Source organism: Shewanella sp. 10N.286.52.E4 (assembly GCF_041468785.1).
Lineage (GTDB): Bacteria > Pseudomonadota > Gammaproteobacteria > Enterobacterales > Shewanellaceae > Shewanella > Shewanella electrodiphila.
Genome location: NZ_JBFRJJ010000020.1, coordinates 116809 through 142919, shown reverse-complemented (window position 1 = coordinate 142919; position 26111 = coordinate 116809). Strand labels below are relative to the sequence as shown.

At 41.1% G+C, this 26111-nt stretch carries 21 protein-coding genes; all 21 read left to right on the top strand.

Annotated elements, in window-relative coordinates:
• Window positions 1-37: 37 nt before the first annotated feature.
• Window positions 38-451, top strand: coding sequence for a YbaY family lipoprotein (locus tag AB4153_RS10980; RefSeq protein ID WP_102526302.1), 414 nt, complete (start codon window positions 38-40; stop codon window positions 449-451).
• Between the two features lie 95 nt (window positions 452-546).
• Window positions 547-1491, top strand: coding sequence for a homoserine O-succinyltransferase (metA, locus tag AB4153_RS10975; RefSeq protein WP_102526303.1), 945 nt, complete (start codon window positions 547-549; stop codon window positions 1489-1491).
• 287 nt (window positions 1492-1778) lie between these two features.
• Complete coding sequence (locus AB4153_RS10970) at window positions 1779-4106, top strand: immune inhibitor A domain-containing protein (RefSeq protein ID WP_248954731.1); 2328 nt, start codon at window positions 1779-1781, stop codon at window positions 4104-4106.
• A 373-nt stretch (window positions 4107-4479) separates the two neighbouring features.
• The gene (locus AB4153_RS10965) at window positions 4480-6450 is read left to right on the top strand and encodes a diguanylate cyclase (RefSeq protein WP_371997394.1); all 1971 of its coding nucleotides are present in this window, start codon (window positions 4480-4482) and stop codon (window positions 6448-6450) included.
• A 297-nt stretch (window positions 6451-6747) separates the two neighbouring features.
• Window positions 6748-7941, top strand: a complete 1194-nt coding sequence (locus tag AB4153_RS10960) for an acetyl-CoA C-acyltransferase (RefSeq protein WP_371997393.1) — start codon at window positions 6748-6750, stop codon at window positions 7939-7941.
• Window positions 7942-8103: 162 nt separating this feature from the next.
• Window positions 8104-9597, top strand: coding sequence for a CoA-acylating methylmalonate-semialdehyde dehydrogenase (locus tag AB4153_RS10955; RefSeq protein ID WP_229368877.1), 1494 nt, complete (start codon window positions 8104-8106; stop codon window positions 9595-9597).
• A 264-nt stretch (window positions 9598-9861) separates the two neighbouring features.
• On the top strand, window positions 9862-11019 hold the full coding sequence (locus AB4153_RS10950; RefSeq protein WP_102526308.1) for an acyl-CoA dehydrogenase family protein: 1158 nt from the start codon (window positions 9862-9864) through the stop codon (window positions 11017-11019).
• 21 nt (window positions 11020-11040) lie between these two features.
• Complete coding sequence (locus AB4153_RS10945) at window positions 11041-11814, top strand: enoyl-CoA hydratase (protein ID WP_371997392.1); 774 nt, start codon at window positions 11041-11043, stop codon at window positions 11812-11814.
• A complete protein-coding gene (locus AB4153_RS10940) occupies window positions 11814-12929 on the top strand; it encodes an enoyl-CoA hydratase/isomerase family protein (RefSeq protein ID WP_371997391.1) in 1116 nt (371 codons plus the stop codon). The genes AB4153_RS10945 and AB4153_RS10940 overlap by 1 nt, the downstream gene beginning before the upstream one ends.
• A 12-nt stretch (window positions 12930-12941) precedes the next feature.
• Window positions 12942-13847 carry a 3-hydroxyisobutyrate dehydrogenase gene (gene mmsB, locus AB4153_RS10935; protein WP_371997389.1) on the top strand — a complete coding sequence of 302 codons (906 nt, stop codon included), beginning with the start codon at window positions 12942-12944 and terminating at the stop codon, window positions 13845-13847.
• Between the two features lie 66 nt (window positions 13848-13913).
• Window positions 13914-14672 carry an SDR family oxidoreductase gene (locus AB4153_RS10930; RefSeq protein WP_102526311.1) on the top strand — a complete coding sequence of 253 codons (759 nt, stop codon included), beginning with the start codon at window positions 13914-13916 and terminating at the stop codon, window positions 14670-14672.
• A gap of 195 nt (window positions 14673-14867) precedes the next feature.
• A complete protein-coding gene (locus tag AB4153_RS10925) occupies window positions 14868-15113 on the top strand; it encodes a hypothetical protein (RefSeq protein WP_102526312.1) in 246 nt (81 codons plus the stop codon).
• Window positions 15114-15440: 327 nt separating this feature from the next.
• Window positions 15441-17036, top strand: a complete 1596-nt coding sequence (locus AB4153_RS10920; RefSeq protein ID WP_102526313.1) for an ABC-F family ATPase — start codon at window positions 15441-15443, stop codon at window positions 17034-17036.
• A 189-nt stretch (window positions 17037-17225) separates the two neighbouring features.
• A complete protein-coding gene (locus tag AB4153_RS10915; RefSeq protein ID WP_371997388.1) occupies window positions 17226-19220 on the top strand; it encodes a methyl-accepting chemotaxis protein in 1995 nt (664 codons plus the stop codon).
• Between the two features lie 247 nt (window positions 19221-19467).
• Window positions 19468-20244 carry a bifunctional 2-polyprenyl-6-hydroxyphenol methylase/3-demethylubiquinol 3-O-methyltransferase UbiG gene (locus tag AB4153_RS10910; protein ID WP_229368870.1) on the top strand — a complete coding sequence of 259 codons (777 nt, stop codon included), beginning with the start codon at window positions 19468-19470 and terminating at the stop codon, window positions 20242-20244.
• Complete coding sequence (locus AB4153_RS10905; RefSeq protein WP_229368869.1) at window positions 20244-20642, top strand: hypothetical protein; 399 nt, start codon at window positions 20244-20246, stop codon at window positions 20640-20642. Before AB4153_RS10910 ends, AB4153_RS10905 begins: the two co-directional genes overlap by 1 nt.
• 512 nt (window positions 20643-21154) lie before the next feature.
• The gene (locus AB4153_RS10900) at window positions 21155-22018 is read left to right on the top strand and encodes a virulence protein (protein ID WP_371997386.1); all 864 of its coding nucleotides are present in this window, start codon (window positions 21155-21157) and stop codon (window positions 22016-22018) included.
• 2 nt (window positions 22019-22020) lie between these two features.
• Window positions 22021-22938, top strand: coding sequence for an alpha/beta fold hydrolase (locus AB4153_RS10895; RefSeq protein WP_371997385.1), 918 nt, complete (start codon window positions 22021-22023; stop codon window positions 22936-22938).
• Window positions 22935-24254 carry a DUF4056 domain-containing protein gene (locus AB4153_RS10890; protein WP_371997384.1) on the top strand — a complete coding sequence of 440 codons (1320 nt, stop codon included), beginning with the start codon at window positions 22935-22937 and terminating at the stop codon, window positions 24252-24254. The genes AB4153_RS10895 and AB4153_RS10890 overlap by 4 nt, the downstream gene beginning before the upstream one ends.
• On the top strand, window positions 24251-25435 hold the full coding sequence (locus tag AB4153_RS10885; protein ID WP_371997383.1) for a BamA/TamA family outer membrane protein: 1185 nt from the start codon (window positions 24251-24253) through the stop codon (window positions 25433-25435). The genes AB4153_RS10890 and AB4153_RS10885 overlap by 4 nt, the downstream gene beginning before the upstream one ends.
• Before the next feature lie 126 nt (window positions 25436-25561).
• A complete protein-coding gene (locus tag AB4153_RS10880; RefSeq protein WP_371997382.1) occupies window positions 25562-26041 on the top strand; it encodes an AAA family ATPase in 480 nt (159 codons plus the stop codon).
• Window positions 26042-26111 lie beyond the last annotated feature (70 nt).

The following is a 26111-nucleotide window of genomic DNA, read 5'->3' as shown; positions in this document are numbered from 1 at the left end:
CTTCCAGAAGTCTTAATGTATGATGAAGGAGAGTGACATGAGTAATGCAGTGAAGCGAATTTTAAGCAAAATGTTGATATCGGTAGCTATCATTGTCGGTCTTGGAGCTTGTGCTTCTAGTAATGACTTAGTGACGGTTTCTGGTGATGTCACTTACCGAGAACGTATCGCTTTACCAGCAGATGCTGTCATTAAAGTGCAGCTTAAAGATGTGTCTTTACAAGATACCAAAGCCATTGTGTTGGCTGAAATGATGTCTGAGAACGCAATGACGCCATATTCATTTGAGTTCCAAATTACCAGAGATCAGTTTCAGCAGGGTCACACCTATGCGATAGGCGCAAGAATAGAAGTCAATGGCGAGCTGTGGTTTATCAATACTCAGTCTTACATTGTCAATATTGACGAGGTGCAACCCGTTAATGTTGTTGTTAATAAGGTCGGTGGATAAGCGTAACTTCAAAAATCACAGGTTATTACCAATACTTGTGATTATTTGCAGTCAGGCTAATGGCACCGAATATTCAGTAAAAAAAGGTGCTTTTAATGCCGGTTAGAATTCCAGATAATTTACCTGCTGCAGAAATTTTAGAATCAGAGAATATCTTTGTGATGTCCGAAACCCGGGCAGCTAATCAAGATATTCGTCCTATGCGGGTACTTGTCTTAAATCTTATGCCTAATAAGATTGAAACCGAAACTCAGTTACTTCGCTTACTAGGAAATACGCCACTGCAAGTGGATGTAGACTTATTGCGCATTCATGATAAAGCCTCTAAACACACCTCTATTGACCATATGAATACTTTTTATCGTGATTTTGAAGCGGTTAAAAGTAAAAACTACGATGGCTTAATTATTACAGGGGCACCGCTCGGTCAGTTAGATTTTGAAGATGTAGTTTACTGGGAGCACATTAAAGAAATTATTGATTGGTCACAGCAACATGTCACTTCGGTACTCTTTCTTTGTTGGGCTGCACATGCCGGTTTATTTCATCTTTATGATTTACATCGAAAATTGTTAGATGAAAAACGCTCTGGGGTTTTTTGTCACCGCCGCAGCACAAAGCCACATCCGCTGCTACGTGGTTTCGATGATGAGTTCTTTGCGCCACATTCTCGTTTTGCTGAAATGAATGTAGCAGACATTAAGCAACATCCAGATCTTGAGGTACTTGCAGAATCAGAACAAGCGGGCGCTTACATTGTACTGAGCCGTAATAGTCGCAATTTGTTTGTGATGGGGCATCCTGAGTATCAAAAATCGACCTTGCAAGATGAATATCTACGTGACCTTGAACAAGGGCTTGAACCATCAGTGCCGACTCATTACTTTAGAAATGATGATCCGAGTCAAGAGGCCATTGCTAGGTGGCATAGTCATGGCAGTTTGTTGGTGAGTAACTGGTTAAACTACTATGTATATCAGCTTACCCCTTATGACCTTTCAGATATGAGTGGCCGAACGCCTTGGGAGTCAAAAAGTTAACTTCGTTATGGTTTAACTTGTAGCTTTATCAAAATCATATACAAATAGCCTTCAATATTTGAGTCATTTAGTCTTACTAGATGGCTCTTTTTGTATATGTTGAAACCAGTAAAATACCCATAAGAATGAGGTATTAAGCTTGGGTTCATACTTGGGAATGAAATGTCCTTGTGTCTATTTCGCCTCAGCAGTTCTTCAGTTAGGGTTTTTGAATACTTAGTTAGCGCAGCTGAGTCTTTCTGAGTAGAAATTTCAAACGGAACTGAATTTTACATGAGGGTATTCAATTGAATAACAACAAATTAATCCCACTAGCCTTAGCTATTGCTGGGCTCTCAGGAAGCTTGCAAGCAGCAGAGCATGCTCCCATACCACAAACTGGCGCATTTGATATGGTGATTGCTGATGAGCAAAAACTGATTCAAATGCTTAAGAAGTCAGGAAAAATCCCACAGTCAGCTAGCTTGAAAGAAGCGGAGTCGGCATTAAAAACCTATCTTAAAAAGCGTCAAGCTGAAGCGATAGTGAACGCAGCAGCTCAAGATGCAAATATCACCAGTCATTATTCAATGACCAGTGAAATTAAAAGTAAAACTAAAATGGAACGCCGCCATGAAGCGTCGAAAGGCAGTTTAACAGGGCGCTCGATTCGAAATGCACCTGAAAACGTTCAAGAAGAACTTTATGATGGATCAACTCGAGAAGCGCGAGTTTTGGCTATTTTAATGGAGTTTCCAGACTTTGTTCATAACTCAATTTTGCCAGAAGAGTCAGGCATGTATTATGAGGATTACAATCAAGATCACTACCGCCAAATCTTATTTGGTGATGATGGTTGGGTAGCTCCGAATGGTCATCATGCCAATTCATTTAGACAATTCTATGAAAAACAATCTGGTGATAGCTACACAGTAACTGGTGATGTTGCAGGTTGGTATATGGCAACAATGCCAGCAGCATTTTACGGCAACAATGTTGATGGTGATGCCCGCAGCCTAATTCGAGAAGCGCTGACTGCAGCCTCATTAGATCCGAGTTTAGATTTAAGCCAATTTGATATAGAAGATCGCTATGATCTTGATGGTGATGGTAATTATTGGGAACCTGATGGATTAGTGGATCACGTAATGGTGTTCCATTCTGCCGTGGGTGAAGAGGCTGGTGGCGGTCAAGTAGGCGAAGATGCTATTTGGTCACATCGCTGGAACCTCGGTGGCGTATACGGCATTCCAGACTCAAATACTGATGTACCATATTGGGGCGGTTTAATGGGAGCATTTGATTACACCATTGCACCCATCGATAGTGCAGTGGGTGTGATAAGCCATGAGTACGGTCATGATTTAGGATTACCTGATGAATATGATACCCAATACACTGGTGAAGGCGAGCCAGTGTCCATGTGGTCAGTCATGTCTTCAGGAAGCTGGGCTGGTGAGTTAGGTGGTACTGAGCCTGTTGGCTTTAGTCCCTTTGCTAAAGAGCACCTCCAAGCCACTTTAGGCGGAAATTGGCAGCACGGTGCAATCGTTAATTTCGATGATATTCCTCGTCGTGGAGTGGTGGGTTTACTTGATCAAGCATCTAGTAAAGGAACAAATCATGATGTCATTAAGATTACTCTTCCTAATAAAGTTCAAGTGATTACCGAGCCTACGAGTGGCGAATATGCTTACTTCAGTGGTTCAGGCGATAACTTGGAAAATCTAATGGGCGTTGCTGTTGATCTTAGCGATGCAACGACGGCTTCACTGCAATTTCAAGCTTGGTACGATATCGAAACAGACTGGGATTACGCCTATGTCATGGCTGTAGGCGAGTTTGGACAAGTGATGCTAGAGGGCAATATTACCTCTACAACCAATCCAAATGATACCAACCTAGGTAACGGTATTACCGGAGTTTCAGCTGGATGGATTAATGCAGAGTTTGATTTAACCTCACTTGCAGGCAATGCATTTAATCTTTACGTGATGTATCAAACTGATGGCGCGGTAACGAACCCAGGTATGTATGTTGATGATATTAATCTAGTCGTTGATGACGTTGAGACCTTTACTGCGAATGCAGATTCATCACCAGAAGTGATGATGTTAAATGGTTTTGAGGTGTCTTCAGGTTCATCGGAAACAGAGCATTACTATCTGGTTGAGTGGCGTACACATCATGGCGTTGATAGCGGCTTAGAGCATATTAATGTTGCCGGACAGCCAATGACCTATGAGAAAGGTATGTTGATTTGGTATGTTGATAATCAATATTCTGACAACTGGGTTGGAGTGCATCCTGGCGATGGTTTCTTAGGTGTGGTCGATGCAGATCAAAACACCTTGTCTTGGAGCAATGGCAATATTGCGACGACTCGTTATCAAATTCACGACGCAACCTTCAGAATAGATAGACCAGAGAAAATGTTTATCGATTTGTCTGAGCAATACGGCATTACTATGTATGACAACCGCACTCGTGCTCAACGTACCTTCAGAGACTCAAGAGATTATACCGGCGGTGACTTGTTAGATGCTGGGCGTAATATTCCTGAGTATGGTTTAACTATTAGGTTAATAAACCAAAGTGAAGACAGAAGTGTTGGTGCAGTAATGATAACCAAGTAGATTTACTCAAATTTAATTGGATTAAATTATACAAAAGCGCTGATTTCAGCGCTTTTTTACATTTTAATTTAGAAAATTAATTAAACAGCAATTTGGGTGATACCTGCGGAAAATTGACTCTTTTTAGTTAATTCAAACGCTAACTATCCTCGATTTAGTTCTATCGACTTAATAGTGGTGCAGAGACTGGCGTATACACCTATATGTTTTATCGTTGTATTTATTACATTCTAGCCATGTTGGTATAGTGTTAACTTATTATGCCGCTAAATTGTTATACTGATATGGTTATAGCAGGTTAAAAATAGTTGTCGTAGATTAAATATGATTGTCGTAGGGTACATATGGTTTTCGCAGATAAAAAGGAAATTTGGTGCTAATTCATTCCTTCATGAATAAATTAAACGCGAGCAATAAACCTATCGTCATCTTGAGCATGTTGCTATGCATCATGTCATCCAGTTTTCCTATATTAGCCAATGAAGCTAATAATCCAGACGCTAGTTCAGTTTCTAAAAAAGAAATATCAAAACCTAAACCCACAGAACAATCCACCACTGACATTAGCCAGCTTAAATTAACCTTACACTCTATTGAGCTGGCTGATGAAAAGTTAGCTTTTCTTATGGAGAAAAAGAGCGAGACAGCCTATTGGGACGTCCATCAACAAGCCGAATTTTATGTGTTATTAGCAATAGAGCAAGAGGCTGTTGGTCAACTTGATAGTGCTTACGATAGCTATAGTCATATTGTTAGTATGCTAGAAAGAGAGCCCATTTCTGACTTATTGGTTATTGCGTATATTGAGCGTTCTTTTATCAAATATTTACAAACGAATGTGAAAGCCAATTATTGCCCTGATAGAGAGCATGCGCTGGGGCTTGCTCGCCAATTAAACTCACCTGATACTCTGGTAAAAGCGTTAACCCAAAGCGCATTTTGCTATGCCGATGTGGATATTTTTGAAGAAGGCTTATCAAGGTTAGATGAAGCCTTGATGTTAGCCAAGAAGCATCAATTTACAGCTAACCGACAAGCGATGATTTATAACTCCACGGGAGCTATTTATCGCGCAAACGGATTACATAAATACGCTTACGAATACTTTCGTGAAGCATATAATTTATGGCGCTCAGTCGACGATCATCAAGATGTGTTTAATATGCTCCACAATATGGTGGGTGAATCGATAAAAGTGTCTGACTGGGAACAGGCTGAAATAGCCGTTGCTGGATTATTTGATTTGGCGAGGCAGCACCCTGAATTCGATGACTTTATGTTTTTTGCTCATCATAACGCGGGGCGTAGCTATTTTTTTAAGCAAGACTTTCAACGAGCAGTGGAGCATTTACACAGTGCTTTGCAGCTTAAAGCGCAGACCAATGAAACATTTTTTATCGATATTACCATCGGCTATCTTTCCTTAAGTTATATGCAGCAAAACGAAGTGGATAAAGCATTTGAAATGGCGTCACAATTTATTCATTCCAATAGCTATCAATCAAGCCCCAAATTTTTGCAAACATCGGTCCTAGCTTTAGATAAATTTGCGCAAAAAGACTATCAAAACAGTTTTAATATTTTACTCACTAGCTTAGGCAATGAACGCAAAACTTATGCGTCGATTATGGACAAAGATGTGATTTATTCTTCGTTAGAGCACAGTGCTAAAGTTGCGGAGTATGAGGTTAAAATTCTCGAGAACCAGCTGTCGATTAATCTGTTGAAATTAAAATCTGAAATAGATAAACAGCAAATCTCTAAGTTGAGCTTAACGGTAACAGCGTTAATCATTGCCGTTTTATTGGTAATGATGGCATTTTTAGTGCAGTCACGACGCTTTTTTAAACGCCGTTCTCAAACTGATTATATGACTGGTATTTCCAATCGCCGCTATACCATGGAACAAGGCAATAAATTATTTGCACTGGCTAAAAAGCGCAATGAACCACTCGCTGTTATCATTTTTGATATTGATAAGTTCAAAATTATTAATGACACATATGGGCATGCAGTAGGTGACTTAGCCATTAAAGCGACCGCGAGTAAAGCAAGACACTGGTTTAAAAAATCGGATATTCTGGGTCGTATCGGTGGCGAAGAGTTTTTACTCATTTTGCCTAACACTGACTTAGACCAAGCCGTTGAGGTTGCTGAACGATTACGTATCAGCATTGAACAACATCAATTCAAATTTAATGATATTACCCTTGAGTTTACAATAAGCTTAGGGGTGAGTATTAAGCATGATGATTCTGACAACTTAGCTCAAATGATTAAAGCGGCCGATGCTGGCTTATATAAAGCGAAAAACAGCGGTCGTAATCAGGTGTTTTCTGCATGATGAGCTAACCAAACAAAAATAAAGATCAAATAACTACAATGCTGGCAGTCATACGACCTGGTAGTCAGATTGATAAACGAGATCTAAGCCATTCCTCCTCCTTTAAAGTGTAATTTTTTCAAGTGTTTATCCTGTTTGTAAATTTTCAATGACAGCGATTTAAAATTCTTAATGTTTATTTAACTGATTTCTCTTGCTTTACGTTAGCGTAAACGTCAGAGTGTGATTATTGAACTAGATCACATTTTACTGTGTATTAATCTCGGCCATGTTAAGCCGGTTTACAGCGGAGAAGTTATGAGTACAACACTTTCATCACCACAAGATATCGTTATCGTTGCAGCAAAACGTACCCCAATGGGTGGTTTTCAAGGCGCATTGTCAGCCGTTACATCTCCTACATTAGCCGCGACAGCAATCAAAGGCTTAGTGGCGCAAACTAATATCGATACTCAACAAATTGATGAAGTGTTAATGGGCTGTGTGTTACCAGCAGGTTTAGGCCAAGCGCCTGCACGTCAAGCAACCTTAGGGGCTGATTTGCCATTAAGTGTTGGTGCTACCACAGTCAATAAAGTCTGCGGCTCAGGTATGAAAACCGTCATGATGGCGCATGATTTAATTAAAGCGGGTTCAAGCGAAGTGGTGATTGCTGGTGGCATGGAAAGCATGACACAAGCACCATACTTACTTGATAAAGCGCGTGGCGGTATGCGTATGGGGCATGGCAAAGTGTTAGACCATATGTTCCTTGATGGACTTGAAGATGCTTACACTGGCGGGGCAATGGGCACTTTCGCACAACAAACTGCAGATGACTTTGGTTTAACCCGCGAAGGTATGGATCAATTCGCCCTAAACTCACTTGAAAAAGCCAACGCTGCGATTAATTCAGGCGCGTTTAAGCAAGAAGTTGTGCCTGTGACCATTTCAAGTCGCCGTGGTGATGTCACTATCGATACTGATGAGCAACCGGGTAACGCCCGTCCTGAAAAAATTCCAACTCTGCGACCTGCATTTGCTAAAGACGGCACGATTACAGCGGCAAACTCTAGCTCAATTTCAGATGGTGCAGCTGCACTCATGTTAATGAGCCGCGAAAAAGCGGAGTCGTTAGGGCTTGATGTGATGGCCACAATTAAAGGCCACACAACTCATTCGCAAGAACCATCAATGTTTACCACCGCGCCTGTAGGCGCAATGAACAAATTATTCGACAAAGTGAGCTGGTCTAAGGCTGACGTTGATTTATTTGAAATCAACGAAGCGTTCGCAATGGTGACCATGCTTGCAATCAGTGAGCTACAACTTGATGAATCAAAAGTAAATATTAATGGCGGTGCCTGCGCTTTAGGTCATCCAATTGGTTGTTCTGGAGCACGTGTATTAGTGACGTTAATCCATGCGCTTAAAGAGAAAGGATTAACCAAAGGTGTGGCGTCATTATGTATCGGTGGCGGCGAAGCCACTGCGATGGCGATTGAAGTCTAGTCATAACGTTTTTAATGACAAAAAGTACAGTGGTAAAAGATTAGAAATTCAACAAAACGTAAGTACTGGACTAGCTTGGCAATTTATATAGCCACAATAAAACAGCAGCCAGTACTTAACTTTAAATGAGCTTTGGGGCTCAACAGGGATTTAGGAAGCAACATGACGGTTCAAGTTAAACATTATATTAATGGCGAATTTACCGAAGGCGTAGGTTCACAGGTTATATCAGTTACTAATCCAGCAGATAACCAGGTCATAGCTAACATCAATGCAGCCACTGCTGACGAAGTGAATCAAGCAATTCATAGTGCCAAAGAAGCATTTACAACATGGAAAGAAGTGCCTGTTTCTGAACGTGCGCGCGTGATGCTTCGCTATCAGCACCTTTTAAAAGAACACCATGATGAGCTGGCTACGATTCTAGCGCAAGAAACAGGTAAAACCTTTGAAGATGCCAAAGGTGATGTTTGGCGTGGAATTGAAGTGGCGGAGCATGCATGTAATATCGCTTCTATGATGATGGGCGAAACCGTTGAAAATGTTGCCCGTAATATCGATACCTACAGCTACACTCAACCATTAGGTGTCTGTGCGGGTATTACACCATTTAACTTTCCTGCAATGATCCCTTTATGGATGTTCCCACTCGCCATTGCTTGCGGTAATACCTTTATTCTCAAGCCTTCAGAACAAGATCCAATGACTCCGCAACGCTTAGTTGAGTTGTTTGTTGAAGCTGGCGCGCCAAAAGGTGTGTTGCAGCTTGTTCACGGTGACAAAGCTGCGGTAGATATTTTATTAAATGATTCTGCCATCAAAGCTATTTCATTCGTGGGTTCTGTCGGTGTAGGGCAATACATTTACAAAACAGGTACAGATAACCTAAAACGCGTTCAAGCCTTTGCAGGTGCGAAAAACCACTGTGTGATTATGCCTGATGCCAATAAACAGCAAGTGATCAACAACATGGTTGGTGCATCGGTTGGCGCTGCAGGTCAACGTTGTATGGCTATTTCTGTGGCGGTATTTGTAGGCGCTGCAAAAGAATGGATCCCAGAGCTTAAAGAAGCATTAGCCAAAGTACGTCCAGGTTTATGGGATGATAAAAATGCAGCTTATGGCCCGGTAATAAGCCCTGCAGCTAAAGATCGAGTCCTTAAGTTGATTGCTCAAGGTAAAGAAGAAGGCGCTGAGTGCTTACTTGATGGCAGCGATTTTACTGTTGAAGGTTACGAGTCGGGTAATTGGATTGGACCAACAATGTTCAGTAATGTCACTACTGATATGGCGATTTACAAAGAAGAAATTTTTGGCCCAGTACTGTGTTGTATGGAAGCTGACGATTTAGATGAAGCAATTGAACTGGTTAATAACAGCCCTTATGGCAATGGCACGTCAATCTTTACTGCATCTGGCGGCGCGGCGCGTAAGTATCAACATCATATCGAAGTAGGACAAGTAGGGATTAACGTACCTATTCCTGTACCACTGCCATTTTTCTCTTTCACTGGCTGGAAAGGCAGTTTCTATGGCGATCAGCATGCTTATGGTAAGCAAGCTGTGCGTTTTTACACTGAAACAAAAACCATTACTTCACGCTGGTTTGCAGACGAAGTGGTCAGTGGCCCGAATATGAGTATCGATCTTAAATAGTCATGCTTAAGTAATCATGTCTAAATCATGCTTAAGTCATGCTTAAGTCATGAGCTAACATGCTTAGCGTAAATCGTTTCACCAAGGCCTTCTTTTGGGAGAAGGCCTTTAACAACGTAAATAACAAGTCAGCAAGACGCTGCGACAACAACCATTCACGTATAGCATCACCGCACATCGAGCAGTATAGCTCCACCTAATAATTTCGCGGGATGTTAAGCGCACCAAATGACCTAAGAGTCATAGTAAAAAAGGATTCAGACCATGGATTTTAATTTCAACGAAGACCAACGCCAATTCGCCGATCTTGCTCGTCAATTTGCAGCAGAAGAGCTAGCGCCTTTTGCCGCTCAATGGGATGAAGAACATCATTTTCCAAAAGACGTATTAAAAAAAGCAGGCGAGCTTGGTTTCTGCTCATTGTACTCACCAGAATCTGAAGGTGGCATGGGCTTATCTCGCCTTGATGCATCAATCATTTTTGAAGAGTTATCTCATGGTTGTACAGCGACAACTGCGATGTTAACGATTCATAATATGGCCACATGGATGGTCACAACATGGGGCACCGAAACCTTACGCCAGCAATGGTCTGAGGGGTTAACTACTGGTCAATTATTGGCATCTTACTGTTTAACCGAGCCAGGAGCGGGCAGTGATGCGGCATCATTACAAACCAAAGCCGTTAAAGATGGTGATGATTACATCATTAATGGTTCAAAAATGTTTATTTCAGGTGCGGGTGAAACTGAGTTACTAGTCGTAATGTGCCGCACAGGCGAAGCAGGGGCTAAAGGTATTTCAGCTATTGCGATTCCTGCCGATGCTGCTGGGGTGACTTACGGCAAAGCTGAAGACAAGATGGGCTGGAACGCGCAGCCGACCCGTTTAATTAGTTTTGAAAATGTCCGTATACCGCAAGCAAATTTACTTGGTGAAGAAGGCCAAGGCTTTACTTTTGCAATGAAAGGACTGGATGGCGGCCGAATCAATATCGCGACTTGTTCAGTAGGCACTGCTCAAGCAGCCTTAGAGCGTGCAACCGAATACATGAATGAACGTAAGCAATTTGGTAAACCTATTGCTGCTTTTCAAGGATTACAGTTCAAGTTAGCGGATATGGCAACTGAGTTAGTCGCTGCCCGTCAAATGGTGCGTTTAGCGGCATTTAAACTTGACCAGAACGACCCTGAAGCTACCGCATATTGCGCAATGGCGAAACGATTTGCCACGGATATTGGCTTTCAAGTGTGTGATAGCGCGCTGCAAATTCATGGTGGCTATGGTTATATTCGTGAATACCCACTTGAACGTCATTTCAGAGATGTAAGAGTGCATCAAATTCTTGAAGGCACCAATGAAATCATGCGTTTAATTATTGCGCGTCGCTTATTAGATGAAAATGCTCACGCGATTCTGTAACGACTTCATAAAGGGAAAATTATGACAGCTATCATTGAAACCATTGAGGGTAACACTGCAGTGTTAACTCTCAATAACCCACCTGCTCATACATGGACGGCAGAAAGCCTTTCATTATTAAACAGCATAGTACTGCGCCTAAATGACAATAAAGACATTTATGCTTTAGTGATTACCGGATCGGGCGAGAAGTTTTTTTCAGCGGGTGCGGATTTAAATATTTTTGCTGACGGTGACAAACAAAATGCAGCATTAATGGCACAACATTTTGGTGAAGCGTTTGAGGCTCTAAGTGCTTTTCGTGGTGTGTCGATAGCAGCGATTAATGGTTATGCCATGGGGGGCGGGCTAGAAGTGGCTCTGGCATGTGACTTACGCATTGCAGAATCCCATGCTCAAATGGCATTACCTGAAGCCACTGTTGGTCTACTCCCTTGTGCGGGTGGTACTCAAAACTTAACAGCATTGGTTGGCGAAGGTTGGGCAAAGCGGATGATTTTGTGTGGCGAAAGAATCAAAGCTGATAAAGCACTGCAAATAGGCTTAGTCGAAGAAGTTGTCGAACAAGGTCAAGGATTAGTCACAGCAATGGCGCTAGCTGAGAAAGTGGCTCGTCAATCTCCAAGCAGTGTGAGTGTGTGTAAAACCTTAATTCAAGCAGGCCGTAGCCAACCACGCACACAAGCGTTACCTTTAGAACGGGAATTATTTGTCGGCTTATTTGATACTGAAGATCAAGCTGAAGGGGTTAATGCCTTTTTAGATAAACGTGCAGCTAAATGGAAGAATTGCTAATGACTCAAGATGTAATATTTCAAACCTTAGGGACGTTATCCGGTAAATCAATTGGTGTGGTTACGCTCAATATTGAAAAAGCCTTAAATGCATTAAACCTTGATATGGTGCAAGCCATGACCAAGCAATTACAGGCTTGGAAAGACGATAACAATATTGCCTTTGTGGTGCTTGATGGCGCTGGTGATAAAGCATTTTGCGCCGGTGGCGATGTTCGGGCAATTTATCATGCTTCAATTGCTAACCCTAATACCATGACCGCAGAAGCGTGTGACTTTTTCAGTCAAGAATATCAATTAGATTATTTGCTGCATCAATACGAAAAACCTGTCTTAATCTGGGGCGACGGTATCGTGATGGGCGGAGGTTTAGGTTTAATGGCTGGAGGCAGTCACCGGGTATTAACTGAGCGAAGCCGCATTGCTATGCCTGAAATCACCATTGGGTTATATCCTGATGTGGGTGGCAGTTATTTCCTGAATCGAATGCCTGGTAAAATCGGCTTATTTTTAGGGTTAACTGCATATAACATGAATGCGGCCGATGCATTGTTTGTCAATGTCGGTAATCATTTCATGGCAAGTGATGACAAAGAACCATTATTTGATGCCATTGCTGAAGTGAGCTGGAGTGACGACGCTGCATTAAATCATCAGCAATTGAGTTTATTGCTTAATAAAATGCAAACCAGCTCGAACGCTGAAATAGGTCAAAGTCCATTGTCTGATTTTCAGCCGCAAATTGATCAATTGATGACAGGTGAAATTGAAGAAGTTCATCATCAAATTACCAGTTTAGAAACAGAGCTTGATTGGCTTAAACGCGCGCAAAAAACAGCTCTGGCTGGCAGTCCATTAAGTTGGTTCCTGATATTTGCTCAAGCCAATCTTGGTACGACTAAAACACTGGCAGAATCTTTTAAATGGGAATTAGGTGTAAGCGTTAATTGTTGTTCTCATGGTGATTTTTGTGAAGGTGTTCGTGCACTATTAATTGATAAAGACCGTCAGCCTCAATGGCATTTTAGTCATGCAAGTGACGTCACTGCACAAGCCGTTACCCAATTACTGACATCACCTTGGGATGCTGATAAGCACCCTTTAAAAGACATCTAAAAGGAATTTATTATGGCCACAGTAGCATTTATTGGTTTAGGTAATATGGGCGGCCCGATGGCGGCTAACTTGATTAAAGCGGGAATGACAGTCACCGTTTTTGATTTAGTACCTGCGGCGGTTGAAGCGTTAACAGCTCAAGGTGCGTTGAGTGCTAAAACCGCTTGTGGTGCAGCGGCCTCAGCTGATTTTGTCATAACCATGCTGCCAGCAGGTAAACATGTACGTCATTTATATTTGGGTGACGACGATACAAAAGGCCTGTTGGATGTTGTATCAAAAGAAGCTGTGTTAATTGATTGCTCCACCATTGATGCTGAGTCTGCACAAGTGGTTGGTAAGCATGCACAAGCTAAAGGCATCGAGTTTATGGATGCACCTGTATCAGGTGGCACAGCTGGCGCAGCAGCAGGTACATTGACCTTTATTTGTGGTGGCAGTGATAATGCTTATGAGAAAGCCCAAACCGTGTTAACTGTCATGGGAGCCAATATTTTTCATGCTGGCGCCACTGGTGCAGGTCAAATCGCTAAAATTTGTAATAATATGCTGTTATCAGTATTAATGGTCGGCACCAGTGAGTCATTACAATTAGGTATTGATAATGGTTTAGACCCTAAAGTGTTATCTGATATCATGAAAGTCAGCAGTGGCGGCAATTGGACCTTAGAGAAATATAATCCCTGTCCTGATGTGATGGAAAATGTGCCTTCTTCAAATGATTATCAAGGCGGCTTTATGGTTGACTTGATGGTGAAAGATTTAGGATTATCACAGCAAACATCAGTGGCATCGAATTCAAGTACACCTATGGGTTCGTTAGCACGCAGCATGTATGTAAACCATGCTCGTCAAGGCAATGGTCGCCGTGATTTCTCAAGCATATTTGAGCAATTTACACCTGCTGATAAAAAATAGAGAATTTGAATACTGAGGTTTGATTAAGAAACCTCAGGTTAATTTAGCGTATTAAGGATCCAGTTAATGGAAATTAAAGATAAGGTTGTGGTCATTACTGGCGGTGCTGGTGGGTTAGGTTTAGCGATGGCGCAAGACTTTGCGGCCCAAGGTGCTCGTTTGGCGCTTATCGATGTAGACCAAGAAAAATTAGAACGTGCTTGTGCAGATCTTGGCGCTTCAACGGAAGTACAAGGCTATGCACTGGATATTACTGACGAAGAAGATGTGGTTGCTGGCTTTAACTACATTTTGGAAGATTTTGGTCAAGTTAACGTGCTAATTAACAACGCTGGTATTTTACGTGACGGTTTAATGGTTAAAGCGAAAGAAGGCAAGGTCACTGACCGCATGTCTTATGACCAATTCCAATCAGTGATAAATGTTAACTTAACCGGCACATTCCTTTGTGGTCGTGAAGCCGCTGCAGCGATGATCCACTCACAACAAGCGGGTGTGATTATCAATATCTCTAGTATCGCTAAAGCCGGTAACATGGGGCAGTCTAATTATTCTGCATCTAAAGCAGGCGTCGCAGCAATGAGTGTGGGTTGGGCAAAAGAGCTTGCACGTTACAATATTCGCAGTGCAGCAGTAGCGCCAGGTGTGATTGCTACTGAAATGACAGCAGGCATGAAACCAGAAGCGCTAGAGCGTCTAGAAAAAATGGTGCCAGTAGGCCGTTTGGGTGAAGCGCAAGAAGTGGCTGCGACAGTTAAATTTATCGTTGAAAACGATTACGTTAATGGCCGTGTATTTGAAATTGATGGCGGCTTAAGCATGTAATCTGCTGGCGATGATAATGGTGGATTGATGCTAGTGTCAGTTCTCTGTTATTAAATGAAAGCCAACCTGTTAAAGGTTGGCTTTTTTATTGGTGGATTTATTGCTACCATCTTGGCAGCATTAACCAAGATGCATATTTTCGTAAAAGTCGTCACAATAAAACTAATAAAAAGACATGATAAACAGGAATAACAGATGGATAGGCTAGAAAAGGCAATGAGGATGACGATGATGACTGTAGGAATTGCAGGCATCGCAGTGATCTATTTTGGTTTTTTCTATCTGCAATTCAATGACCAACTGGGGATGACTATGCCTTGGTACTTTTTGCTGTCACCTTGGATTTGTGTTTATTTTGGCTTGAACCAACAACAGCAAATCGACACGCTTGCGTGGTTCACGAAAAAGTTTTCCTTCAAAAAGTTCACAGCTAAAAAGTAACCCCTTAGTTGCTGTTCATTGTTGTAAAAATGGCCGAGTGTGTCGGCTATTTTGTCTTTGGTGTTAACAGACACATTAAATTCATCAAATCTCCCTCGAATTATCCTCTACTTCTTTTAAGTTAAGTTGAAAAAATAAGCTGAAATGCTATAGTACGCCGCCTAATTATTGTGACCATGCTTATTGTTTTAAGGGTGGTTTAAAACCAGTGCTATATACGTACAGCCGCTATACTCGTCAATGAATACTGACTTGTTTAACAAAGCAGCTAATAAAGTCAGCGCTGGTTTTTTGTTTTTGTCATAACTTGAATTTTGGAATCTCATTTTGATTACTACAGCTAACATCACCATGCAGTTTGGTTCAAAGCCACTGTTTGAAAATATCTCAGTTAAATTCGGTGGCGGTAATCGCTACGGTCTTATCGGAGCCAATGGCTGTGGTAAATCCACTTTCATGAAAATCTTAACTGGCGACCTTGAACCGACAAGCGGTAATGTGTCGATTGATCCAGGTGAGCGCATGGGTAAGCTGAATCAAGATCAGTTCGCTTATGAAGCCTATTCTGTTGTAGACACAGTGATCATGGGTCACAAAGAGCTATGGGAAGTGAAGCAGGAACGTGACCGTATTTATTCTTTACCAGAAATGAGTGAAGAAGACGGTATCAAAGTTTCTGAGCTTGAAATGGAATTTGCTGAAATGGACGGTTACACTGCCGAGTCTCGTGCAGGTGACTTACTGATGGGCGTCGGGATTGGTGTAGACCAACACTTCGGTCTGATGAGCGAAATCGCACCAGGTTTCAAGTTACGTGTACTACTTGCACAAGCATTGTTCTCGGACCCAGATGTTTTGTTACTTGATGAGCCAACCAACAACTTGGACATCGACACTATTCGTTGGTTACAAGAAATGTTGAACCAGCGTAACAGCACCATGGTTATTATCTCGCACGATAGATATTTCCTAAACTCTGTTTGTACTCACATGGCTGATATCGATTACGCTGAATTACGTGTTTACCCAGGTAACTACGATGAATACATGATGGCTGCGCAGCAGTCTCGTGAGCGTCTGCAGTCTGACAATGCTAAGAAGAAAGCACAAATTGCTGAACTTCAAGGCTTCGTGGCTCGTTTCTCTGCTAACGCGTCTAAAGCAAAGCAAGCAACGTCACGTGCTAAGCAAATCGATAAGATTAAAATTGAAGAAATCAAAGCATCTAGCCGTGTTAACCCATTCATTCGTTTTGAACAAGAAAAGAAATTGTTCCGTAACGCATTAGTGGTTGAGCAACTCGCTAAAGGCTTTGATGAAAAACCATTATTCAGCAACTTCGATATGATGGCTGAAGTAGGCGAGCGTATTGCTATTTTGGGTGAAAATGGTGTGGGTAAAACGACACTATTACGTACCTTAGTACATGACTTGCCTCAAGATGCTGGTACTATCCAATGGTCTGAAAATTCAAACATTGGTTACTATGCTCAGGATCATGAAGCAGATTTTGCTAACGACATGACGTTATTTGATTGGATGAGCCAGTGGCGCAAACCAGAAGATGATGATCAATCTGTTCGTGGTATTTTAGGGCGTATGCTATTCGGTTCTGACGATATTAAAAAATCTGTCAAAGTCCTTTCTGGTGGTGAAAAAGGTCGCATGTATTTTGGTAAGCTGATTATGCAAAAGCCAAATATCCTGCTTCTTGATGAACCAACAAACCACATGGATATGGAATCAATTGAATCATTGAACAATGCCTTAGAAATGTATGAAGGTACTTTGTTATTCGTTTCTCATGACCGTGCGTTTGTATCATCACTTGCTACACGTATTTTAGAAGTGACGCCAAACGGCATTAACGATTTCAAAGGAACTTATGATGAGTTCTTAGCAAGCAAAGGTGTTGAAGGATAAGCTTAAAGCTTTTTCTCTAATCGCCGATAAGAAACCTGTAAGGCTAGTTATTTAGCTGATACAGGTTTTTTTTGCGCGAACGATACTCAGCAACTTTTTTTGATCTAGAATTAAGTCGCCTTATTTGCATCAAAGCATGCAATTTATCGCAAAATTGCATGGAGCACTTACTCTAAGGGTAAAGATATAATGAAATGGATTACCGATCTTAAAACGCTACATAAACTTCTTTTACTGATTATTCCACCCTTGGTTATTTGCCTCATATATGGTGGCATGTTTGTTCATAATAAATATGAAACCAAATCGGAATTGACCACAGTACTTTCATTAAGCGAGCTGGCCGTAATCAATAGTGCCTTGGTGCATGAATTACAAATTGAGCGTGGTATGAGTGCAGGCTTTATTGGTTCACAAGGTAAATCGTTTGCAAGTTTGCTACCTAATCAGAGAGTTGCAGCCGATAGACAAATCAGCCAGTTTAACAATATTCCTGATATCAATGCTTTCCCAGTACAAATCAGCTCAACCTTGCAGCAAATTCACAATCAGTTACAGCAATTACAATCCATTAGACGTTCTGTCGATAACTTAACCATTTCTGTGGCTGAAGAAGTGAAGTATTACACGGGGTTGAATACGGCTTTATTGTCTGTGGTTGATGAAGCAGCCATGCAAAGCCCTGATAGCGAATTATCTTTAAAGCTTGCATCCTTTGGTGCATTTTTACAGTTAAAAGAGCGTGCTGGCATTGAGCGAGCAGTGTTAAGTACCACCTTTGGACAAGAAGGCTTTAAAGATGGCGTGTATGCGCGCTTTGTTACGTTAATGTCAGAGCAAAATACCTATGCCGAGCGCTTTAATGCCTTAGCGACAGCAGATTGGTTATCTCGATTTTCACAAGTGGCTCGCTCACGGGAAGTGAGTGAAGTAGAGCAGATGCGTCAAATAGCTTTAGCGCAAGTTGCTAGTGACATCAGTAAGCAAAACCCAGAAGAGTGGTTTAAAACTTCGACTGCGAGAATTAACGTACTCACAGATTTCGAGCACTTTCTTGTGAATGATTTAATTCTATTGACCAAAACACGTTTAAATTCAGCTAACCAACATATGTGGTTATCTTTGCTAACCTTAACCATATCAATTGTATTATTAGGTTGGTTAAGCTTATCTGTATCGAAATACCTTAATCGCAGTCTGAGTCATTTATTCAGTAAGGTCACTCATGCGGGAAATAACTTTGATTTAAGCACCCGGATTGAACATCAGTCAGCAGATGAATTTGGGCAACTTTCTGATGCATTTAACGCCATGATGAATGACTTTGAAACCATTATCTTGCAGGTTCGTCAAAGTGCAACGCAGGTGGTTAAGGTCGTAGAAGAAGTGAATGGTCATGCTCATACTATGCAAAAAGATGTTGAAACCGGTTACCTTGAAGCTGAGCAAGTTGCATCAGCAATGACAGAAATGAGTGCGACAGTGACGCAAATTGCAGCCAATGCAGTACAAGCTTCTGACGCTTCAACTTCAGCCAATAAAGAAGCGCACATTGGTAACAAAGGGGTGTCAAAAACCACCGTATCAATCAAGCACCTTGCATCAGAAATTAATGAAGCGTCAAATGCCATTGAAACATTAGATCAAGATGTGCAGTCTATTGCCACCATTTTAGATGTGATCAGTGCCATTTCAGAGCAAACCAATTTGCTGGCATTAAATGCGGCTATTGAGGCGGCAAGGGCAGGCGAGCAAGGTAGAGGCTTTGCTGTGGTCGCTGATGAAGTCAGAACGCTTGCTCAACGAACTCAGTCTTCAACTGATGACATTAAGCGCATGACAGAAAGGTTAAAGTCAGGTGCGCAGTTGGCGGTTAAAACCATGCAACGAGGCATGGTCAGTGCTGAAGAAAGTGTCAATGAAGTAGAGCATGCAGGTAAAGAGTTACAACAGATTGTTGCCGATGTCGATATTATTGACAACATGAATCAGCAAATTGCCTCTGCAACTCATGAGCAAGCTGCAGTCGCTGAAGAAGTGAATCAAAACGCGATGAGGATCAGTGAAATATATAGCCAAACTCAAAAAATTGCCGAATCGCTGAGCCTACTAAATGACAGCTTACTAGAAGATGCCGCAGCAATGTCTGAGCAAGTGCAGAAGTTTACATTGAGCAATCGTTAACCAATGAGAAAAATGAAATAGAAATAATTGATTTTTAATCAGTATTTTTAATCAGTATTTTAAAGCCGACGTGATTTACGTCGGTTTTTTTATGGACAAGAAAAAGTAAACTTATGCGACAAAATGTGAATCTTAATTATACTTTGCTAACATGACGCCTAAATTAGAAACCGATTAACTATTGTCGATACACAATTGTCGATAAACTATTGTCGATAAACGATTGCCGATAAATAAAGGACGAGTAATGGATTACCTCAACATCAATAAACAAGCTTGGAATGAACGAGCAATAGTACATTTTGATTCATCTTTTTATGATGTGCCGAGCTTTCTTGCAGGTAATTCTTCATTAACAGAAATTGAAACCGCGGAACTCACCGATGTAGCGGGTAAGTCTTTGCTGCACCTTCAATGCCACTTTGGTTTAGATACTTTGTCATGGGCAAGGCTGGGCGCGAGTGTCACTGGTGTTGATTTATCTGATGAAGCGATTGATAAGGCACGTGAACTTGCGACTCAGTGTAATATCGAGGCTGAGTTCGTTTGTGCTGATGTCTATGAATTTGCAAATAAGCGCTCGAAAAGTTTCGACATTGTGTTCACGTCTTTTGGCGCAATTTGTTGGTTACCTTGTTTAACTAAGTGGGCGCAGGTCATTAGTGACAGCTTGAACCAAGGCGGTACATTTTATATGGCTGAGTTTCATCCAGTTCAGGACGTCCTAGATGGTTACCCATACTTTCATCAAGCTGAGCCTGATGTGGTCGTTGAGGGGAGTTATACACAAGCGGGTAATAATTCAGACCATGAGCAGACTATGGTGACGTGGGCGCATTCATTAAGCGAAGTGATTAATGCATTAATTCAAGCGGGGATTCGAATTGATGCGGTTAACGAATTTCCATTCAGCCCTTACAATTGCTTTGAAAACCTAATAGAAAAACAGCCTAAACAATTTCAATCCATTGTGAAGGGGCAACCCATTCCATTGGTTTTTTCCATCAAAGGAACTAAGTGTTAATGCTATTTGAATCACAACAAAAACTGGATGTGACCAATCGTTGGGGCAGTATTTTTATCAAAGTCGCTGCAGGTATCTCAGCAGTCATAGTGTTGATGTATTTAAGTTACTTTTATGCGAGCCCAAGTGTCACGGTTGAAAATCGTTCAGAGTTTGTTATTGAGTCAGCGATTATAAATTTGCCTTTGAGTCGACTTGATTTTGGCGAGATTCATACATCACAGGACAATACCATTTATTATGATTTAGCTCAGCTAGATGGACAATATGAGTACCATTTGCTGCTTGATAGTGGCGATTTACTCGAAGGAACTTGTGGTTATATCACTAATTTTGAAATTAATAAGCGGGTAGTGCTTGTTTTGAATGATATTGGTGAAATTAGCTGTCAATTTTAATCTTCGCTTTATCCTTTTAATCATAATAGCGTGGTGTTTTTGGCTTGTCCTTAAATCATAAAGCTAAGCCAATACACTGCACCTTTATTACAACTTTGACTGAAAATGTTTGGCTAATAAAATCTGGTAAAGTTTAAGTGCTAGAGAAAAAACCTTTATTATTACAGTGCAGTGGTTTATTCAACTGCTCGTAGCTTTATCAACTTTATGTATCACCTTGGATACAGCTGTTACTCGTAGGTGAGCGCACGTGTTGAGTGTTAAGTCTTTAACCACGACTGTTATCGGGTTAACCAGATAACACATGGGCCTCATTAGAAATAATTCATATTCAATTATTTTAAGTTTAAATTAATATTCTATCTCTATTATCCTTCCTCCCAGATTTCCGCTGTTTAAATTATCTACAACCTTGTTACAGAAACTGCCTCAGAGTTGATGACATGCGGAGCAATTAATATTGAGAGCAACTTAAAGCTTATTATTGAGTTGTATAAGGATTACCTGTTCGAATGCTAAGAAATTCCTCCGTTATTCTGTTAGCTATTTTCACTCTATACAGTCAGTTTGTAGTGGCTGATGAAGCCATAGAAGTATCGCAAAAATATCAACGCGCATTTCCTATTTGGGCACAAGAAGCGATGGATTTAGGCCATGAATTACCTAAGCCATATGGTTTTACTGTTAACTATATGTCGATGGAACAACCGTTAGTGGTTGATGGTGTCACCTTTTCAGGTCTTGGCGATATTATTGATGACAGAGTGAGTATTAATGGTAGTGAAGCGATGCAAGATTCAGAAACCATTACTTTAAGAGCTGATATGTGGGTACTACCATTTCTAAACCTTTATGGCGTGATTGGCCAAACAAAAGGCAGTAGTGTCGCTAATGTTCAAGTTGAAGTAGAAATGCCATGGCCTTTGCCGCCAGTGGTTTCTGATCCATTTGATTTTGAGCTGAATTTTAAAGGTACTACATACGGTGCGGGCGGCACAATCGTGGGTGGCATAGGCAATTGGTTTGCTTTATTAGACGTTAATTACACTAATACTGATCTTGATATTCTTGATGGTGAGATCAGTTCAATTGTTGTTTCACCGCGTGTAGGTTACCGCACCACTGTTTATGGCCATGAAAGCCAGTTCTGGGTCGGTGCTATGTATCAAAATGTTGAGCAAACTTTTAGTGGTTACCTTAAAGATATCGGCATTCCTTTAGGTAATGGTAAATTTGAAGTTACCCAACACCTCGAAGATAAGTGGAATAGCTTGATTGGTGGTCAAATCAACTTAGGTAAGGGGTTTGACTTGTTACTTGAAGGTGGTTTTGGCACACGCACAAGCTTTATGGCTGGCATTGGCTATAGGTTCTAACCATGATGCGACTAATGATTGTTAGTGTATTTATTTTCTTCCTAGGTGGCTGCTCAGCAGTTTCTATGGTGGATAATTATCAGCAAAACCAATTAATGAAAGCGGGTTTTGAACGGCAACAGTTGTCGCTAGAGAGTCAAGGCGAATTGCACTACTGGCAAGGTGGAGATACGAGTGCTCCCACTGTTATCTTGCTTCATGGTTTTGGCGGTACGGGCTTAACTAGCTGGTATGAGATTATGCAAGATCTTGCGTCTGATTATCACGTTATCGTGCCTGATTTACTTTGGTTTGGTGCATCTTTCAGTAACGCTCCAGCAACTATCAGTAGCGAAACCCAAGCTATTCAACACATGATTGAAGAGCTCGCGCTTGAAAATGTCAATGTGGTGGGTATTTCGTTTGGCGGGTTTATTACGTTTGACCTAATGATCAAAGAACCTACCGTCAATAAAGCTATTATGTTGGCAAGCCCAGGTATTGTGTTTGGCGATGAAGACATGGATGCCATGAGTCAACGTTTTGGACAAAGTGTGCCAGAAGCTGTGTTTGTGCCTGAGAATAAAGAAGGTGTAAGACATTTACTTGAGCATACGTTTGTTGATCACCCTTGGTACCCAAGTTTTATCGATGAGCAAATCTATCAAAGCTACTTTGCAGATTTTCATGTACAGAAAAAATCATTGATTACCACTTTACCTGCATATCGAGATCAACTTAACCCTGCAGAATTTAAAGGTAAGCTTCCGCCTTCATTATTAATTTGGGGCGAAAATGACATTGTGTTCCCACTTGAAAAAGGCATTGAATTTTCTGAGTTTTTAAATGCTCCAATCATAATTATCCCTGATGCATCCCATGGCCTAAGTAATGATTTTTCAGAGTCAATTAGCCAAATGATAAGAGACTTTATTCAATGATGTTTCATTCTCAAAAACGCGTCATCTTATTGAGTGTAGGTTTAATGGTTTCGCTAGTGTCAGCATGCTCAAGTAGCGAATGGCAGGTGAGTGCAACCCCATCTGACTCCGCTGTATCTGCGGCGTTAGATAATCAACCCGATCCTGCTCTTTTACGTGATATTGCATTACCTCAACAAGCGGCTATGACTTTACCGACAAGTGTTCGACCATGTTGTGCATTTGGTAATGGTCAGAAGGTAAAGCTTGGTGCTATGACCATCCCTTTTTATCGTCATGCCAATACTATCTCGTTAGAAGATTTAGGTGCTCATGCTTATGAAGCAGGCAGTTTTAGTCATCAAAAGTCGGCACCTGATGAAGGCCGAAGTGGCGAGAACAACGGTATTATTTATACCAGAAAGGGCGGCTTTATAGATTTAGCTCATGTAAGAGACACTGCAGACAACGCGGTGGCGCTGTTTTACCAAATCCACCCAAACCTTGGTGAAAAGCAATCCATTGCATTGCCATTTGAAATTGGTCCTCGAACGATTGAAATTGATCGTTTTGAAGTAAAGCTTTTAACAGCAACTCAACGTTGGGAGTTGGCAGCGGCAATGGCTGTGCGTCTTGCCTATTCGATGGCTGAAGCTCATGAAATTGCTCAGTACCACGGTTATCGTAGTTTTGGACCGTGGACCGAAGATGTTTCGGCATACTCACCAGAAGATCTTTACTCCAATATGCTAGGTGCAAAAATTGCGCTTGCAGTACTGACCAATAATTTGGCCATGACTCGACAGCAATATAATTATCATATGACGTCATGGATTGCCGCAACATTAGATAGGTTAGAGCCTGTCACTGCAGCAGAAACGGATGCACTTTTTGATGTGATTGATGGCTATTGGTGGGACTCAAATGAACCTATGCCTAACAAATTTATGTTACTTAAACGCCATTACGATCTGGGCGAACATCAATCACCTTATTTAGTGCCGATGGATATGGCGAAAAACAGTGATACTTGGTCCGATGTTGTAAGTGTTTATGAAACACCTAACGTCGCTCACGACTTAAGTTTAGCCAATCACGTTCATGGAATTACTATCGATAATGTCGCTAAGCAATGGTTACATGTAGATGCAAAATTTGAATCGCATTTTGAACATGTACCTGAGTCTTTATGGCGTGATGGTTTTACTCAGCAATCATTTTTAACGTTAACTCGATATAACGAAAAATTGGATGAGACATTATTGAGTGAGCATTTATCTCAACATTCTCACTTACCGTTAGCGATAGAACAAACATCACAAGGTGAGTTGAAATGAGCTTATTCCACGGCATGAGAATCGGCTTTTTCTCGATAGGGTTATTGGCTTGTGCAGCGTCATTTGCTTCAGAAAAAGCGAGTGTTGAGCAAACAACTGAAACGCTAGCTTCTGATGAGGAGTTGAGCTGGATGGAAAGTTTTTTACAAAAGCTTGGTGCAGATGGCGAGTTTGACGCTGATAAATTGATTGATTTTAGTTTTCTTCCTGGGCCTTTTTATAATCCCGAAATGGATTTAGGTGTAGGCATTTCAGCCGTAGGTTTATATCAAGTAGATCCTACTGATGAAGTCAGTCAATTATCGTCATTAGTGATTAACGGTTTAGCTTCCATTAATGGCGCGTTAGGTGTTTCACTTGAAAATAAAACCTTCCTAAATGAAGATCAACAGCGTTTTTATCTAACTGCAGAGATGTTTGATATTCCTGATGTGTTCTATGGCGTTGGCTATGATGAAAACCACCAAGATGATAACCGAGTTGATTTTAATGGTCGAACTGTCCGTGTAAACCCAATGTTCTTGAACCGATTATCATCCAACGTTTTTATTGGTGCAGGCTTTGATTTTAATTACGCTAAAGCCAGCAGTATCGATAAGCTAGATTCAGATGTCGAGATCAACCCTTTGCTAGAGACATCACGCAGTGTCGGGGTGAATTTTTTAATCAACTACGATAGTCGAGATAATGTACTTAATCCTGAACAAGGGAGAATTGCCCAAATTGATACGGGGATATATCGCAAAGAATTAGGCAGTAAGACCGACTTTGAAATTGTTAATGCACTCTACAGTACCTATTATCAAGTTGCAGATGATGATGTTTTAGCGTGGCAAATTCGTGGCCGTTTTTCTCACGGTGATGTGCCTTGGGATCAGCTGTCAAAAGCGGGTGGCGGAGATTTACTTAGAGGGTATACTTCAGGTCGTTACCGCGACAAGCAAATGTTGTTAGCACAAGTGGAATATCGACAGAACTTATCTGGCCGTCATGGGATGGTTTACTGGGTTGGTGCTGGGGTAATTTCGGAAAAATTCAGTGAGCTGACTTCGGCGAGTGTACTACCCAATACAGGTATAGGCTATAGATTCGAAGTTAAACCACGTGTAAACCTAAGATTAGATTTAGCCTTTGGCGATGGTGATACTGGCTTTTACTTTAACGTAAATGAAGCCTTTTAATTTCCACTTTGCATTAAGTTAATCAGCCAAATTGAATATGTTACTCTAAAATACCTGTTGAGATAGGTTGCTTAATTAAGTGATTTTATGAGGTGCTCTTGTGAGGTGCTTTTGTGAGGAGTTATTGTGAGTAAAGTGGTCATTTTTGGTAATTCAGGCTCGGGTAAATCGACACTAGCAAAACAACTTGCAGCTAACAAAAAGCTGGCACACCTAGATTTAGATACTATTGCTTGGTTGCCAGTTAATCCTCCTCAAAGAATGCCAATAGCGGATTCAAAAACTTTAATTGATGAGTTTTTAAACCTTAATCAATCATGGGTTATTGAAGGCTGTTACAGCGACTTGCTTGAATTAGTCTTTCCACAAACCGATGAGGTTATCTTTCTCAATTTACCCACTTCAGCGTGTATTGAAAATGCTAAAAACCGTCCTTGGGAACCTCATAAATATGACAGTAAACAAGCTCAAGATGAAAATTTAGCTATGCTAATCGGTTGGATTGCGCAGTATGACAGCCGTAGCGATACCTTCTCTAAAGTTGCGCATGAAAGACTATTTGAGCAATTTTTAGGCAGTAAAACTATGCTCACTTCGAATCGATAATATCTTTACCATCAACTGCAGTCAGTTAACCTTACTTGCTACCTTAATTAAGATAGATAAGACAGTTAGG